12 protein-coding genes are annotated in these 16,227 nt (G+C 64.1%); all 12 read left to right on the plus strand.

Going from position 1 to position 16,227, the window contains the following annotated elements; all coding sequences use genetic code 11:
• The first annotated feature begins 46 nt into the window (after positions 1-46).
• The 12 genes from ACMZ6R_RS14110 (at position 47) to asnB (ACMZ6R_RS14165) (ending at position 15,906) form a co-directional block, all read left to right on the plus strand.
• Positions 47-1,333 (plus strand): aminotransferase class I/II-fold pyridoxal phosphate-dependent enzyme, encoded by a 1,287-nt coding sequence (locus ACMZ6R_RS14110; protein ID WP_416112527.1) that lies wholly within the window; start codon positions 47-49, stop codon positions 1,331-1,333.
• Positions 1,334-1,472: 139 nt separating this feature from the next.
• A complete protein-coding gene (locus tag ACMZ6R_RS14115) occupies positions 1,473-2,654 on the plus strand; it encodes an ABC transporter permease (protein WP_416112529.1) in 1,182 nt (393 codons plus the stop codon).
• On the plus strand, positions 2,647-3,348 hold the full coding sequence (locus ACMZ6R_RS14120) for an ABC transporter ATP-binding protein (protein ID WP_416112531.1): 702 nt from the start codon (positions 2,647-2,649) through the stop codon (positions 3,346-3,348). Before ACMZ6R_RS14115 ends, ACMZ6R_RS14120 begins: the two co-directional genes overlap by 8 nt.
• 21 nt (positions 3,349-3,369) lie before the next feature.
• On the plus strand, positions 3,370-5,046 hold the full coding sequence (locus ACMZ6R_RS14125; RefSeq protein WP_416112533.1) for a TolC family protein: 1,677 nt from the start codon (positions 3,370-3,372) through the stop codon (positions 5,044-5,046).
• Between the two features lies 1 nt (position 5,047).
• On the plus strand, positions 5,048-5,998 hold the full coding sequence (locus tag ACMZ6R_RS14130) for an HlyD family secretion protein (RefSeq protein ID WP_416112535.1): 951 nt from the start codon (positions 5,048-5,050) through the stop codon (positions 5,996-5,998).
• Positions 5,999-6,009: 11 nt separating this feature from the next.
• A complete protein-coding gene (locus ACMZ6R_RS14135) occupies positions 6,010-7,149 on the plus strand; it encodes a hypothetical protein (protein ID WP_416112537.1) in 1,140 nt (379 codons plus the stop codon).
• Entirely contained in the window at positions 7,133-8,824 is a 1,692-nt protein-coding gene (locus ACMZ6R_RS14140) for a hypothetical protein (protein ID WP_416112539.1), read from the plus strand. Before ACMZ6R_RS14135 ends, ACMZ6R_RS14140 begins: the two co-directional genes overlap by 17 nt.
• Before the next feature lie 18 nt (positions 8,825-8,842).
• Positions 8,843-9,808 (plus strand): glycosyltransferase family 2 protein, encoded by a 966-nt coding sequence (locus ACMZ6R_RS14145; protein ID WP_416112541.1) that lies wholly within the window; start codon positions 8,843-8,845, stop codon positions 9,806-9,808.
• A gap of 146 nt (positions 9,809-9,954) precedes the next feature.
• Positions 9,955-11,832 carry an asparagine synthase (glutamine-hydrolyzing) gene (gene asnB / locus ACMZ6R_RS14150; protein WP_416112543.1) on the plus strand — a complete coding sequence of 626 codons (1,878 nt, stop codon included), beginning with the start codon at positions 9,955-9,957 and terminating at the stop codon, positions 11,830-11,832.
• Positions 11,819-12,637, plus strand: a complete 819-nt coding sequence (locus ACMZ6R_RS14155) for a class I SAM-dependent methyltransferase (RefSeq protein ID WP_416112545.1) — start codon at positions 11,819-11,821, stop codon at positions 12,635-12,637. The genes asnB (ACMZ6R_RS14150) and ACMZ6R_RS14155 overlap by 14 nt, the downstream gene beginning before the upstream one ends.
• A 278-nt stretch (positions 12,638-12,915) precedes the next feature.
• Entirely contained in the window at positions 12,916-13,989 is a 1,074-nt protein-coding gene (locus ACMZ6R_RS14160) for a glycosyltransferase family 4 protein (protein WP_416112547.1), read from the plus strand.
• A gap of 9 nt (positions 13,990-13,998) precedes the next feature.
• The gene (gene asnB / locus ACMZ6R_RS14165) at positions 13,999-15,906 is read left to right on the plus strand and encodes an asparagine synthase (glutamine-hydrolyzing) (RefSeq protein WP_416112549.1); all 1,908 of its coding nucleotides are present in this window, start codon (positions 13,999-14,001) and stop codon (positions 15,904-15,906) included.
• Positions 15,907-16,227 lie beyond the last annotated feature (321 nt).

Genomic DNA, 16,227 nt, shown 5'->3' on the forward strand with positions numbered 1-16,227 from the left:
GCTCCCGCCGTCCGCTTCCAAACCACACGAGGAAGAAACAATCGCCATGAAACTGCGCCAACGCTGCGACCACGTCAACGCCCTGTATTCGAGTATTTCCGCCCAGGGGATCAATCCCTATTTTAGGCCCATCGCCAAGACCTGGGGCACCGAGGTCGAAGTGGACGGCAAGCGTCTGGTCATGATCGGTTCCAACGATTATCTGGGCCTCAGCCACGACCCCCGCGTCATGGACGCCTCGGCTCGGGCCGTCTACGATTGGGGCACCGGCCCCGGCGGCTCCCGCTTTTTGAGCGGCAACATGGTCCTGCACCATGCCCTGGAGGAACGGCTGGCCGCCTTTGTCGGCAAGCGCCACGCCGTGGTCCACGTGACGGGTTTCAGCACCAACATGGGGGCGCTCGGCGTGCTGATCACCCCGGCCGACACCGTCATCTGCGACCGGGAAAACCACGCCAGCATTTTCGAGGGCATCAAGAACACCCGCGCCCGGCTGGTCACCTTCGCCCACAACGACGCGGCCCAGGCGCGCAAGCGCGTGGAGGACGCCAAGGCCGCCCGGCCCGACGGCGACGTGTTCCTGATCACCGAGGGCGTTTTCAGCATGTCCGGCGAGCTGGCCGTCCTCGACGAACTGGCCGCCATCAAAACCGACCATCCCGACATCGTCTTTTATCTCGACGACGCCCATGGCCTCGGCGTGTTCGGCCGTGGCGGGCGCGGCGCGGCGGACCATTTCGACATCACCGACAAGGTCGATTTCATCATGGGCACCTTCAGCAAGTCCCTGGCCTCCATCGGCGGGTTCATCGCCGGCGACGACGAGGACATGCTGCGGTTTTTGCGCTACCAGTCGCGCACCCAGATTTTTTCCGCCGCCCTGCCGGCCGCCAACACCGTGGCCGTGCTGACCTGCCTGGACATCCTGGAGCGCGAGCCCGAGCGGGTGGACCACCTCCATGCGATCACCCTGCGCATGCGCCAGGCCTACAAGGACATCGGGCTGCGCATCGGCGCGTCGGCCTCGCCGATCATCCCCATCATCATCGGTTCCGACGAAAAGGCTTTCCAGTTTTCACGCGCCCTGTTCGAGGCCGGCGTCTTCGCCCTGCCGGCCGTCTATCCGGCCGTGCCGCGCGGCCAGGCGCTTATTCGAACCGCCTACATGAGCACCCACCAGGACCGGCAGCTCGATTTCGTCCTTTCGGTCCTTGACCGCCTGTCCCGGGAGTTCGGCGTGCGCGAGTGCGACATGGCCGAGGATATGGACGCGGTGTGCCCGGATGGGGACGCCGCCGAGGCCTCCGGCCGCTCGAGGCTCTCGTACTTGTAAAGCGCCCCTGCCTTCGGTATAGGCGCGGGAGCATCCGTTATTTCTGGGACGTCTCCCGGTACACAGCATGGCTATTGGAAAACGAAAAAAGATAACCGTCGCGGAACTCGACCGCATTCGGCGTCGCGGCGCCGGCCCCATGCGGTATTACGACCTCGTGCGCGTCAGCGTGCGGGAGGTCGTGCGCAAGCGTCGCCGCTACATCGGCGTCCTGGCATCCATTGCCCTGGGTATGGCGGGCTTTATCGTCATCATCACCATGGGCAACGACCTCAAGAAGAATTTCAACAACGACCTCGATCTGCTCGGCGGCGCGACCATCCTCAACGTGATGTTCGAGCAGCAGCCGCTGGAGCGCCAGGAATGGTTCCGCGACCGGACCCTGGACGCCCTCGCCCGCATCCCCGGCGTTTCCGACATCACCAAGGTGGCGCTCAAGACCAGCGCGCTGACCACCTGGCACGACAGGCTTTTTGGCTTCAACCTGGTGGGCTGCGAGGCCAACTACTGGGAAGTCTTCTCTTTCAACGCCGCGGAAGGCCGGCTTTTCGACGAGCAGGACGTCAAGGATGGGGCCCGGGTGTGCGTGGTGGGCGTGGATCTGGCCCGCCAGATGTTCGGCGCGGGCAAGGAAGCCATCGGCAAGATCCTGTCCATCGACGACAACCTCTATACCGTCATCGGCATCCTCGGCGGCGTGCGCGCCGGCGACCGCAGCCAGTTCGTGTTTTTGCCCATCACCACGGCCCTGGCACGGGTGGTGAACATCTCCATGCCCTACAGCGCCTACGTGCGTTGCGCCACCTGGGACGACGTGGCCCCGGTGGCCAAGGCCATTCCCGGCGTGGTCAAGGCCAACCAGATCGACCGGGGGCTTCGGGTCAACGTGGCCTGGGAGCCTCTCAAGCAGGTGCAGCGCATCTTCTGGTGGGTGGAGCTTTTCATCTACAGCTCCATCGTGGCCACCATGATCCTCGGCGGGTTCGGCATCTGGAACATCATGATGGCCACGGTCACCAGCCGGACACGGGAAATCGGCCTCAAAAAAGCCATGGGCGCCCTGGATACCGACATCCTCTACCAGTTTCTGTTCGAAGCCCTTTGCGTCACCTTTTCCTCGTCCGTGGTGGGCGTGATCCTCGGACGGGTGGGCATCGAATACATGAGCCGGATGCTCGGCTCCAGGCCGCCGGAGGGGCTGTTCTTCTTCTGCCTGATGATGGGCCTTGCCTTCGCCGCCATCCTCGGCGTCGGCGCGGGCCTTTATCCCTCCATCCGGGCCAGCCGGATGCAGGTCGTGGATGCGATGCGCTATGAGTAACTACGACCACACCGACGACAATGCCCTTGTCATCGACATCAACCGGCTGACCAAGACCTACAACACCGGCCTTGAGGCTATTCCGGTGCTCAAGGACGTCAACCTGCACGTGCGTCGTGGGGAAATGGTCGCGGTCATGGGGCCTTCGGGGTCCGGAAAATCCACGCTGCTTTTCTGCCTGGGGCTTTTCCAGCCGCCCTCCACGGGTTCCTATAAAGTGGCGGGGGTGGAGGTTTTGACCTTGACCCGCGACCAGCAGGCCATTTTTCGCCGGGAGATGCTCGGGTTCGTTTTTCAGACCTGCGACCTGCTTGAAAACTCCACAGTGTACGAGAACCTGGAGTTGCCGCTGATCTACGCCGGCGTGCGCCGCAAGGAGCGGCCCGACCGGATCCGCGAGGCGCTGTCCATGGTCAACCTCGAACATCGCATCCACCAGCCGTCCAACCGGCTTTCCGGTGGCGAGCGACAACGGGTTTCCATCGCCAGGGCCCTGGTCAACGAGCCGGAATTTATTTTGGCGGATGAGCCCACCGGCCAGCTTGACCGGGAAAACAGCCTGCGTGTATTGGAGTATTTTACAAAGATTACGGAAGAAGCCCGCACGGCCATGGTCGTGGTCACCCACGACGGGATGACGGCCGAGCATTGCACACGCACGTGCGTCCTGACGGACGGCTATCTCAACGGTTGAACGCTCGACGGGGAGGAGCGCATGACCAGGGAACTCACCAACGGACATCGGACCGAGGCGTCGCCGGGGGGCGTCCGCCGCTTTTGGGCGGAGCGCGCGACGACACAGGCCATGGCCGTGACACTGTGTCTGGCAGTCCTGTTCGCCTGTCTGCCGGCCTGGGCCGGCTCGGCCCGTTATACCCGGGACAAGGGCGTTGCCGCTGCTGCTCCGACTGCCGCTGCCGCTCCGGTTGCTGCGGCCCCGGCCGCCAAGGCCGCGCCCAAGGCGTCCGAGGACGATCCCGCGCCGAGTTTCGCCAAGGCCGCCGGGGGGCTCGCCCTCGGCTCGACCACGTTGCGCTCGCCGGCCGACTTCCAGGAATGCGTGCGCGTGGCCCTGGCCCAGTCGCCACTTTTGACCAAAAGCTCCATTGAGATCGAATCCAAGCGTCTGGACGTGGGGGACGCCTATTCCCAGTACATCCCCACCATTGTGATGAGCACGACGTTCTACCTGCGCCTGCCGGAGTATAAAAATACCGTGGCGCCCACGGCCTGGTCCTCGGTCCTGGAAAACGCCTCGTCCAACCCGGCGCAAAACCTTTCCAATTCCATCTCGGCGGCCAACGCCGTCTACGCGGGGAACTCCAACAACCGCAACCGCAAGAAATACGACCTGAGCTTCTCCACCGGGGCCTGGAACCCGCTTTTGACCGCTTTCGAGGTTCAGGCGAAAAAAGAGTTGGTCAACATCGCCGTCCTGTCCCACCTCAAGGTCATCGACGGCGGGCTCAAACGGCTCGGCACCACCTTCCTGCAGCTCGGCATGATCGATTCCATGCTCAAGCTGGCCAAGGAACGGGAAAACCTGGCCGTCAAAAACCTCGAGTACGTGAAAACCAAGGCCGGCCTCGGCCAGGGCGCGGAGCTCGACGTGCGTATCGCCGAGACCCGCATCAACATGGCCAAGGCCGAGGCGGAGAAGCTGCGCACCACCCGCAGCGTGCTCCAGGACGAAATGAAGTTCATCATGGGCATTCCCTTTGTCCAGAAAATCAATCTCGACCTGGCCAACGCACCCGGACAGGTCCTCGAGAACTTCAACCCGGCCACGGTGACCGACGAACGGTTGCGCAAGCATTCCTTCAAGCTGCGCATCCACGATTACGAAGTCTCTCTGCAGCGCAAGAATATCGCCCTGTCCTACATCCACTTTCTGCCGACCTTCTCCTTCGGCTTCACCTCGGTGTCCACGCTCAACAACACGTCCTACAAGGATGAGACCTCGACGCTGCCCTTCATGTACCCGAACCTGTCGTTCAATTTTCCCTTCGACTGGTGGACCAAAAGCCGCGATGTGAGCCGGCAATACAAGAAGCTGGCCCAGCAAAATGTCGAAGGGCGCAACCTGGATTTCACCATTATGAGCGAGTTCCAACAGGCGCTGTCCAAGCTGCGTTCAGCCAATTCCGACGTCAAATTCGCCGCCTCCACCATGGAACTGCAAAAGTTGACCACCCAGCAGGCCCAGTTCCGCTTCGAATCCGGTCAGGCCGAATACGACGCCATCGTCAAGGCCATGGCCGACTACCTCGACAGCCGGCAGACCATGATCATGAAGGAATACACCCGCGACGTCGACCTGCTCGAGGTTCGGTCCATCTCCGGCGACTTCCAGGACCGCTACATCAACGCCACCATCATGGAGAACATCTAACATGCGGCAGCTTGTCACGTTCTTGGCTGCCTTCTGCCTGCTGGCCGCAAGTACGGCCGGCATGGCCCAAGACAAGACCCCGGCCCCAAAGCAGGCCGCCAAGCAGGCGGTGCCGGACTCGTTTCGGCCCGCGACGATCAATTTCTCCGGCAAGCTGTACAGCCCGGTCAAATTGTCGGTTTTCTTGCCGTACAATGCCAAGATAACGGCCCTTACCGGAAAGATCGGCCAGCAGGTCAAGCGCGACGACATCCTGGCCCGTTACGAGATTCCCCTTGAAACGCGCATGGACGAGAAGACCAAGCTCTCGCCGGCCAACATCAAGGAAATCGAGTACAAGATAGCCATGGCCGACAAGGAGATCGACCGCCTTTCTGCCAAGGCCAAGGAACTGCAGGCCATGAGCCAGCGCAACATGGCCTCTCAGCAGTCCCTGACCATGAACTCCAAGGAGATCGAGGTCTACCGCAAGGAAAAGGTCTCCCTGGCCGAGCAGTTGACCCTGGCCCGCGAGCTCCTGTCCGATCACGTGGAACTGGCCGAGGACCGCTTCGGCAAGGCCGCAGGTGTGGGCAAGATGCCCAAGGACGGCATCATCAAGGCCCCCACCGACGGCTATGTCATGTGGATGAATCCGGAGTTGCGCCTCGGGGTCAAGCTGGCCAAGGACGCGGAGCTGTTCCAGGTCGGCAAGCTCAACCCCATGATCATCCGGGCCCAGGTTCATGAGATCGAGGCCCAGAAGCTCAAGGAAGGCGAGGCGGCCACCGTCACCTTCGATTCCATGCCGGGCAAGACGTATTCCGCCACGGTGTCGCGCATCCCCTGGGCGCCCATTCCCTCTACCCTGCAGCAGCCCTCGTATTACGACGTTGAGTTGACCATCCCCAACCCGACGCTGGAACTCAAGGAAGGCCTCAAGGGGCAGATCACCATTCAGCCCGAGAAATAAGCCAGCCTAGCATGTCCGATTCCGCTCTCGTTGTTTCGCCTGCGGCCGGTGCGGCCGACATGGACGCCTTTATCCGCTATGCCTGGGAAATCTACCGCGACGATCCCCTTTGGGTGCCGCCGCTGATCCCCATGCAGCAGGAAATTCTGGACCCGGCCAGAGGGCCGTTTTTCGAGTTCGGCCAGGCCCGGTATTTTCTGGCCCGCCGGGAAGGCCGGGTGGTGGGGCGCATCTCCGCCCACGTCAACGGCCTCTACGAGAAATACCACGACAACGAGACCGGGTTTTTCGGATTTTTCGAATGCGAAAACAACCGTGAAACAGCCCATGCCCTGTTCGACGCCGCCGCCGACTGGGTGCGGGGGAAGGGCAAGGTGCGACTGCACGGTCCGCTGTCGTTTTCCATCTACGACGAGGTCGGCCTGCTCGTGGAAGGATTCGATACTCCGCCGGCCATGATGCAGACCCACAATCCCCCCTACTATGAGGAGCTCGTCACCTCCTGGGGCTTTACCAAGACGTTTGACTGGTACGCCTACAAGATCAGCCGCAAGCCGATGCACGACGCGGTAAAACTGGCGAAATTGCGCGACAGCATCTTAAAGCGCCAGAAGTGCACGATCCAACCCATTAAACGCAAGGAATTCGCCAAGCGTGGCCCCCAGATAAAAGAGCTTTTCAACGATATCTGGAGTAAGAACTGGGGCCATATCCCGCTGACCGACCGCCAGTACGAGGATATCTTCGTCACGCTGCAACCGCTGGTGCGCCCGGATCTCGAGACCATGATCCTCGACGGCGACGACGTTGTGGCCTTTGCCGTGGTTTCGCCGGACATGAACCGGTCGGTCAAGCGCTTCAACGGCAAGTTCGGCTGGTGGCAGAAGCTGCAACTGATCTGGGACTGCCGGGTCAAACCGCTCACCCACTGCCGGGCCGTCATCATGGGCGTGGCCCGTTCGCACCAGTGGAAGCGGTTGCACCACGCCATCATTCTCAACATCGTGGTCAATTTTCTCGAAAACCACCCCAAGATGGACTATTGCGATTGTTCGCTTATCCCGGAATCCCTGGAACAGTGGAATAAGACGCTCATGGATTACGGCGGCGAACGCTACAAGGTCTTCCGCCTTTATGACCGGGACATCTGATGCGCCGGCCCGCCGTGCGGACTGGTTCGTCGTCTCCTTTCTGACCCTTCTTGTCTTTGCCGTGGCCCATCGCCACGGTCTGGCCTCGCCTTTTATCGTCAACGACGATACGCGCCAGCAGCTTTTCTGGATGGCCCGTTGGCTCGATCCCGCCCTGTACCCGTCCGATCTGCTGACCCGCTATGCCGCCGCCTACGTGCCGGCCGGGATCAAGGCGCTCTATTTCCTGGCCGCCAAGGGCCTGGGGATGGGGCCGCTCGTCTTTTCCAAGTGGCTGACCGGCGGTCTGCTCCTGGTTTTGGCCCTGGCCTTTTTCGGCCTTGGCGCAACCCTTAAAGGCCGCGTCCTGGGCTATGCCTGCGCCGCCATGGCCTGGCTCATGCCCTTTTTCATGAAGAATATCTCCGGCGGTCTGTCGCGGGGATTCGCCGCGCCGCTTTTGGCGCTGTTTCTGCTGGCCTGGATGCGGCGTTCGGGCCTTGGCATGGCCGTCATCCTCCTGCTCCAGGCGGTTTTCATTCCCTATATCGCCGTGTTGTGCGCCGGCTGCGCCTGTCTGGACGCGGTTTTTGCCCGCATCCAGGGCCGACCGGATGCGCCGTTTCCGGTTCGGCCCTGGCACGGCCTGGCCCTGCTTGCGGCGGCCGGCCTCGTCTGGTCCTTCAAACACGCCCTGACGACCTCCGGCTTCGGCCCGCTGGTGGGGCATGCGGCGCTGGCCGCCGGTCCGGAATTTTCCACCGCCGGCCGGCTCTCTCTCTACCCCCTGCCCAATCCCTTTTTCGACCTCGTCTACTGGCCCTTCGAGAGCCTCGGCCTGTTTCTGGACATCGGGCTCGTGGCCGGCATCATAAGCCTCGTCGTGCTGCTGCCCGTTGTCATTATCGGCGTCAAACGCGCCCCCTGGCCGGCCCTTCTGGCCAAGTGCCGCCCGGTCGGCGCGCTGCTTGTCGGTTCGCTGCTCTTGTACATTTTGGCCCGGGTCGTGGCGCTCAAGCTCTTCGTGCCGGACCGCTACATTTCCTATACCATCAATCTGGTCTACGCTCTGGGCTTGGCCGTGGTCTTGCGCTATGCCTTGGCCGACATTTTAAAGCGCCCGCTGTCTCGGGTGCTGCTGCTGCTCGTTGCGGCCGCGCTCGGGGCCTGGCGGCTGACCGACGTCGGACTGTACGACTACCGGGCCGATGCGCCGCTTTACGCCGCGGTGCGCGAGCTGCCCAAAAACGCGCTTCTCGCCGGCAACCCCGAGCTTCTCGACGACGTGCTCAGCTTCGGCCGGCGCAACGTCCTGGCCTCCTACGAGCTGGCCCATCCCTGGAGCGTGGGCTACTGGGAGGCGTACTATCCGCGGCTGGCCCATCAGGTTGCGGCGTATTACGCCAAGGACGCCGCCACGGTGCTGGAATTCGCCAAGGCCTACCACGTCACGCACATGGTGGTGCGCGACGCGGATTTCACCGGCCAGGCCATCGCCAAGGGACCGCTCTTCGCGCCTCTCGATGCCCGTATCCGGGAACTGGCCGCGAAGCCCGGCAAGTTCGTCCTTCTCGACGCGGCCGAATTCCCCTATACCAGCCCCGAGCCCGGCGTGCGCTTGGTGGATCTGCGGCCGCTTGTGGCGGCGGCGGACGCAGCGCGCCGGGACGCCGAAAACCACTTATCCGGAAACTGAATACAACTGGCGGGGATCATGCCGGAGTCGCTTTCCATTATCATTCCGCTTTACAATGAGCAGGATAACATCGCGCCGCTCTACGAAAAGCTCGACGCCGTGCTGCCCACCCTCGGGCATCCCTACGAGATCATCCTGGTCAACGACGGGTCCATCGACGACACCCGCGAACGCCTGGACGCGCTGGCTAGCCGCGACGACCGCTTGCGCGTGGTGCACCTGCGCCGCAATTTCGGCCAGACCGCGGCCATGATGGCCGGCATCGACCTGGCCCGGGGCGATATCCTCATCCCCATGGACGGGGACCTGCAAAACGATCCGGTCGACATTCCGCGCTTGCTCGCCAAGCTGGCCGAGGGCTACGACGTGGTCTCCGGCTGGCGCAAGGACCGCAAGGACAACCCCATCAAGCGCAATTTTCCCAGCCGGGTGGCCAACTGCCTCATCTCGGCCATTTCCGGCGTGCGCCTGCACGACTACGGTTGTTCGCTCAAGGCCTATCGCCGGAAAATCATCAAAGGCGTCAAGCTCTACGGCGAGATGCACCGTTTCATCCCCATCCACGCCGCCTGGCAGGGCGCGCGCGTGGCCGAGGTCGGCGTCACCCACCATCCGCGCATTCACGGCGAGTCCAAGTACGGCATCGAGCGCACCATCAAGGTCATTTTGGACCTCATGACCGTCAAATTCATGGACAAGTACGCGCAAAAGCCCATGTACCTCTTTGGCGGTTTTGGGCTGGCCAGCATCATGATGTCGATACTGTCTTTCGTGTTCATGCTGTATTGCAAGTTTTTCCTGGAAAAGAGCTTTATCGAGACGCCCCTGCCCCAGGTGGTGGTCATGTTCATGCTGATCGGCATCATGGCCATCTTCATGGGCCTTATCGCCGAGATCCTCATGCGCACCTACCACGAGTCACAGGACAAGCCGACCTACATCGTGGACTGCACGCGCAATTGCACGTGCAAGAAAGAGCCATAGGGCGGAGTGGGGGATGGCGAAGCCGCCTCCGGCGGTCGGGGGGAACCTTTTTGAAAAAAGGTTCCCCCCGGACCCCCTTTCAAAAACTTTTCAAGGGGGAGGGGGCGTGTTGGCGGAAAGGTATGCGAGGGTGAAAGAGTAGGTCTATGTGCGGCATCTGTGGCTTTGTCGGACAGGGGGATGCGGCGGCGCTTTCCCGCATGAACGCCACCCTCGCCCGGCGCGGCCCGGACGGCGAGGGGGCTTATGCCGACGCCCCGGCCGGGGTGCGCCTGGGCCACCGTCGGCTCGCCATCATCGACATCGCCGGCGGGGCCCAACCCATGGCCACGGCCGACGGCAATCTGGTCGTGGTCTACAACGGCGAGATCTACAACCACGCCTCCTTGCGCGAGGAGCTTGTCGACCGGGGCCACCGCTTCGTTTCGGACCACTGCGACACCGAAGTGCTGCTCCATGGCTGGCGGGAGTGGGGCGAGGACCTGCCAAAGCGCCTCAACGGCATGTGGGCCTTCGCCCTGTACGACAAGCCGCGCGGCCTGCTTTTCTGCTCCCGGGACCGGTTCGGCAAAAAGCCCTTCTTCTACGCCGCGCGCCCCGGCTTTTTCGCCTTTGCCTCGGAACTGACCGCCTTGGTCGCTCATCCCGCCCTGGCCGGCGCGTCCATCTCCCGGACCGCGCTGCGCAAATATTTCGCCTATGGCTTCATTCCCGCGCCGAACGCCCTCTACGCCGGCACGCACAAGCTTCCCGGCGGCGAAAACCTCCTTGTCGACGTGCGCGACGGTTCCGTGCGCCGCAAGCGCTGGTGGGCCTTTTGCCTGGAGCCGACGGACGTCCTCCCGGCCGATCCCGAACGGGAGTGGGGCGAGCGGATCGTTTCGCTCCTCGACGCGGCCGTTTCCCGCCGGCTCATGGCCGACGTGCCCCTGGGCGTGTTTCTCTCCGGCGGGGTGGATTCCTCGGCCGTAACCGCCCTGGCGGGCCGGCACACGCCCGGCATCGCCGCCTTTTCCATCGGCTTCGACGACCCGTCCTTCGACGAATCGGCCAAGGCCGTGATAGCGGCCTCCTTTTGCAACGTCGCGCACCATCTGACGCGCCTGACCCTTGCCGACGCGCTGGCGCTCATGCCCGAAATTGTCGGCCGGCTCGACGAGCCCATGGGCGACGTGTCGCTTTTGCCTACCGCCCTTTTGTGCCGGGAGACGCGCAAGCGGGTCACGGTGGCCGTCGGCGGGGACGGCGCGGACGAGCTTTTCGCCGGCTACGATCCCTTCCGGGCCCTGCGCGCCGCCGAACTCTATTCCCGCATCGCCCCAAAGCCGTTGCACAAGGCCCTGGCCCTCCTCGCTGCCCGGCTTCCCGTGGGCCACGGCTACATGGCCGCGTCCTTTCGCATCAACCGCTTTCTGCGGGGACTCTCGTATCCGCCGCGCCTGTGGAACCCCACCTGGCTCGGCCCGTGCGATCCGGCCGGGATCGCGGAACTCTTTCGTGAGCCCGTCGATCCCGAGGAGCTCTACAGCGAGGCCGTGGCCGTGTACGAGAACTGCCCATCCACGGACATGGTGGACAAGACCCTGGAATTCTACACGCGCCTGTATTTGCAGGACGACATCCTGGTCAAAACCGACCGGGCCGGCATGATGCATTCCCTGGAAGTGCGCGCGCCGTTTCTGGACATCGAGCTGGTGGATTTCGTGCGCACCATCCCCAGCCGTTACAAGTTTCGCCACGGCACCACCAAGTACATCCTGAAAAAAGCCCTGGAGCGGCTCTTGCCGCGCGACATCATCTATCGCAAAAAACAAGGCTTCGGCGTGCCCATCGGTCGCTGGCTGGCCCAGGGACAGCTCGCCATGGGTGCGGCGTCATCGGTCGAGACGGCCCTTGATGCCGGCTTTATCGACGCGCGCCTGGGCGAACACCGCGGCGGCCAGGCCGATCACCGTCTTTTTCTTTGGAATCTCTGGGTGCTGCGGCACATGGACCTGGGCGGAGGGGCCCTTGGAACGCGATAAAATCGAATACGTCACCCTGCGGGTCATCCGCCGCTTTTTCTTCCGCGAATCGAGCCTGCATCTGCTCGGCCGCTATCTGCCGCATTACCGCGTCAACGTGGGCCTGACCGACCCCTGGGCCATTGCCGAATCCTATGCCGCCGATCTGGCCAAAATCGGCGTTTCCGTGGCCGGCAAACGGGTGCTCGAGATCGGCAGCGGCGCGTCCAACGGCCCCGGCTATGCCCTGGTGGCCATGGGCGCGGTCCGGGTGGTGTGCCACGAGCCCTACGTCCGCTTCGACGTGGGCCTTGACGCCAAGAATCTGGCCGCAATGACCACCCGCTTCCCCAAGGTCAAATTCAACGTCGTGCACCGCCTCAAAACCCTGGATACCGTGCCCGACCATTGCGTGGACATCGTGGTGTCCAATTCCGTGCTCGAACACGTGGCCGACCCGGCCGCGCTTTTCGTCGACCTCGGCCGCGTGCTGGCCCCGGGCGGCGTCATGCTGCACCGCGTGGACTACCGCGACCATTTTTTCAAATACCCCTTCCATTTCCTCATGTTCTCCAGGTTCGCCTGGAAGCGTTTCCTCAATCCCGGCGACCTGTCCCGCTGGCGGCTCGACGATCACCTAAGCGCCCTGGCCGTGGCCGGCTTCGATACGCAGCTTCTCGCCTGCGAATCCGACCCCGAAGCCTTCGCCCAAGTCGCCGGCCGCCTGCACCCCGATTTCCAGCATCGCGACCCCGACATGCTCGCCGTGACAAAGGCGGTGATGGTGAGTCGTGTTGCCTCCGGCGGCCAGGGGGAAACTTTTTGAAAAAAGTTTCCCCCTGGACCCCCTTCAAAAACTTCTAACGGGGTATCCGGCTGCACCTGAAACGTGTCGCAAGGAAAGGGAAAATATTCGATATGGAAGCATCCCCGTTGAAAGTTTTTGGGAGGGGAGAGCGCGAGAGGGGAAGCCCTTTTTTCCAAAAAGGGGTCCCCTCTCGCATGTCCCAGTCTCCCTCTCGCACCTCTTCATCTCTTCGCCTCCTTCTCCTCAATTACGAGTACCCGCCACTCGGCGGCGGGGCGGGGAACGCCACGGCGAACATGGCCCGGGAGTTGGCGGCGCTCGGGCATGTGGTGCGGGTGGTCACGGCGGCGTATGGGAATTTGCCCAAGCGGGAGGTCGCGGACGGTTACGAGGTCTGGCGGCTGCCGGCCTTGCGGCGTTATGCGGATCATTGTTCGCCTTTGGAGATGTTGTCGTTCACGGCGAGCGCCATGCTCGCCTTGCCGGCCATGGCGAGGGAATTTCGACCCGATGCCTGCGTGGCCTTTTTCGGCATCCCCTGCGGCCCGGCGGCCTGGGCGCTGCGGGTGCTTCGCGGCATGCCCTATATCGTCTCGCTTCGCGGCGGCGACGTGCCGGGGTTCCAGCCCTACGATCTGGCGGCCTACCATAAGCTGACGGGGCCGTTTATCCGTTTTTTGTGGAAGCGCGCGGCCCATGTGGTGGCCAACAGCCGGGGGCTGGCCGATCTGGCCCGCAAATCGGCCGGGCAGGTTCCCATCCGCATGATCCCCAACGGCGTGGACGCGGCGCGGTTTTGCCCGGACGCGGCGGCAACGCGCGAAGGCCCGGTGCGGCTGCTGTTCGTCGGTCGGCTGGTACGTCAAAAGGGGCTGGACGTGCTGCTCGACGCCCTGGCCAGGCTGCCGGAAAGCGCCTGTTTCGAGGCGACCATCGTCGGCGACGGGCCGCTTCGGGGGGAGCTTGCCGACCGGGCGGCGCGTCTGGGGCTTAAGGACCGGGTGCGGTTTGCCGGCTGGGTGTCCCGGGCGGACATGCCGGACGAGTTGCGCCGGGCCGACGCGTTCGTTTTTCCTTCGCGCGACGAGGGCATGCCCAACGCGGTGCTGGAGGCCATGGCCTCGGGACTGGCCGTGGCGGCCACGCGCATCGCCGGCAATGAGGAGCTGGTCGTGGACGGTGAAACGGGCTTTCTTGTGCCGCCGGACGATGCCGCCTCCCTGGCCGGGGTTCTGGCCAAGCTGGTGGCCGACCGCACCCTGTGCAGCCGACTGGGCCGGGCCGGCCGGGAAAGGGCCGAACGGGAATACTCCTGGCGCGTGGTGGCCGGGGCCTACGCCGACCTGTGCCGGTCGGTTGGAACGGAGTAGGGCGGGCCTATGTGCGGTATCTGCGGATTCGTGGCCACACGCGGCGGCCGGGCGGAACTGACCGAGCGCCTGGACCGCCTGTGCGCGGCCATCGCCCATCGGGGGCCGGACGGGCAGGGCCTCTACGCCGACGCCTTTGCCGACGGGGGCGGGGCATGGCTTGGGCATCGCCGGCTGGCCGTCATCGACCTCGTTACCGGGGACCAGCCGCTTTTCAACGAAACGCGTTCCCTGGCCATCGTCTTTAACGGCGAGATCTACAATTTCAAGGAATTGCGGGAAGAGCTGGTCGCCAAGGGCCACGTCTTCACCACCCGAAGCGACACCGAGGCCATCATCCACCTCTATGAGGAGATGGGGCCGGCCTGCGCCACGCGGCTTCGCGGCATGTTCGCCTTGGCCATCTGGGACGCCGATCGCCGCGAACTCTTTCTGGCCCGCGATCCCTTCGGCAAAAAGCCGCTTTATTACACGGAAACGGATGGCGGCATCGTTTTCGGCTCCGAGATCAAGGCGCTGCTCGCTTTTCCCGGCGTCTCCGCCCATCTGGACGCCTCGGCCGTGGCCCATTACCTGACGCTCCAGCACGTGCCCGAGCCGGCCACGGGTTTTGCCGGCATCAAGAGCCTGCCCGCCGGGCACACGCTCACGTGGCGCGAGGGCCGGGCGTGTCTGACGCGCTATTTCCGGCTCGACTACCTGCCCAAGCTGACCGGCTCCGAGGATGCCCTGGCTGAGGAACTGCGTCAGCGCGTCACCGAGGCCGTGCGCCTGCGCCTGGTCGCCGACGTGCCGCTTGGCGCGCATCTTTCCGGCGGCGTGGATTCCGGCATCATCACCGCTGTCATGGCCGGGCTCACCGACCGGCCCGTGCGCACCTTTTCCATCGGCTTTGCCGAGGAGGCCTTCAGCGAGACCGCCAAGGCACGGGCCGTGGCCGGGCGTTTCGGCACCGAACACACCGAATTCACGCTTCGCTTCGACGATGCCCGGGCGGTCATGGAAGACGTCGCGGCCGCCACGGACATGCCCTTTGCCGACCCGTCCGCCCTGGCCGCCTGGCACCTGTGCAAGCTGACGCGGCAACACGTCACCGTGGCCTTAAATGGCGACGGCGGCGACGAGATGTTCGCCGGCTACCAGCGCTACTGGCTCGATCCCCTGGCCGACGCCTACGCCCGCCTGCCCAACGTCGTGACGCGCCGGCTCGTGCCCTGGCTGGCGAATCTGATCTCGAGCCGGGGCGACGTGCCCGTGGAAGCGGACTGGCGCGCCGGCATCGCCCGACTGGCCCAGGCCGTGCGCATCCCCCGCACGGCCAGCCTCGTGCGCTGGGGCTCGTACTTTTCTCCCTGGGACCGTCACGCCCTGCTGCGCCCGGAATTCGAACGCGCCTCGCGCCCGGCCGATACCGTCGCCCTCTACGAGGCCTTTTACGCCGCGGCCAACGCCGAAGCGCCCCTCGACCACAATCTCTTCGCGGACGTGAGCGTCTACCTGCCCGGCGACTTGCTGGTCAAAGCCGACCGCATGGCCATGGCCCATGCCCTGGAAGGCCGCTCGCCCTTTCTCGACAGCGAACTGGCCTCCTTCGCCGCACGCCTGCCCGTGCGCTGCAAACTGCGCGGCCGCACCGGCAAGTATCTGCTGCGCAAGGCCTTCGCCCATCTGCTTCCCACTGGCATCGCCAGCCAGCCCAAACGCGGCTTCGGCCTGCCCCTCGCCGGCTGGTTCAAAGGTCCCCTGCGCGAGTTCGCCCGCGATCTCCTCACCAACAGCCATCTTACCCGCAACATCGCCCGCCCCGAAGCCGTGGCCGCGCTGCTCGACGCCCACGAACGCGGCCAGGCCGACCACGGCAAACGCATCTACGCCCTCGTCATGCTGGAGCTGTGGCTGCGACGCTATTTGGCGTAGTTGCTGCGGGCGGGTGTACGCCCCCCGGGGAGGCTCTGCCTCCCCGGACCCCTCCGCCGGGCGCTGCCCGGACCCGCCGGGAGGCCACGGGCCCCCCGGCCCCCCCGCCCGGTGTGCTTTGGCGGGGTGGGGGAGGGGATGGTTTGCCGGGAAGGCGGAGTGTGAGAAGATGGCGGCGGAATTTGTCGGGACGGTGCATGTCGCTTCGCGACAAGCTCGTCCCAAGCAAATTCCGCAGCCACCACGCCGTCGCCCCAAGGGGGCGAACTTTTAAGACAATAGTTGTTTTTTAAATGCGGCGCTTCGCCGCTGGCGCGGTTG

The organism is Solidesulfovibrio sp. C21 (genome assembly GCF_047785625.1).
GTDB lineage: Bacteria > Desulfobacterota > Desulfovibrionia > Desulfovibrionales > Desulfovibrionaceae > Solidesulfovibrio.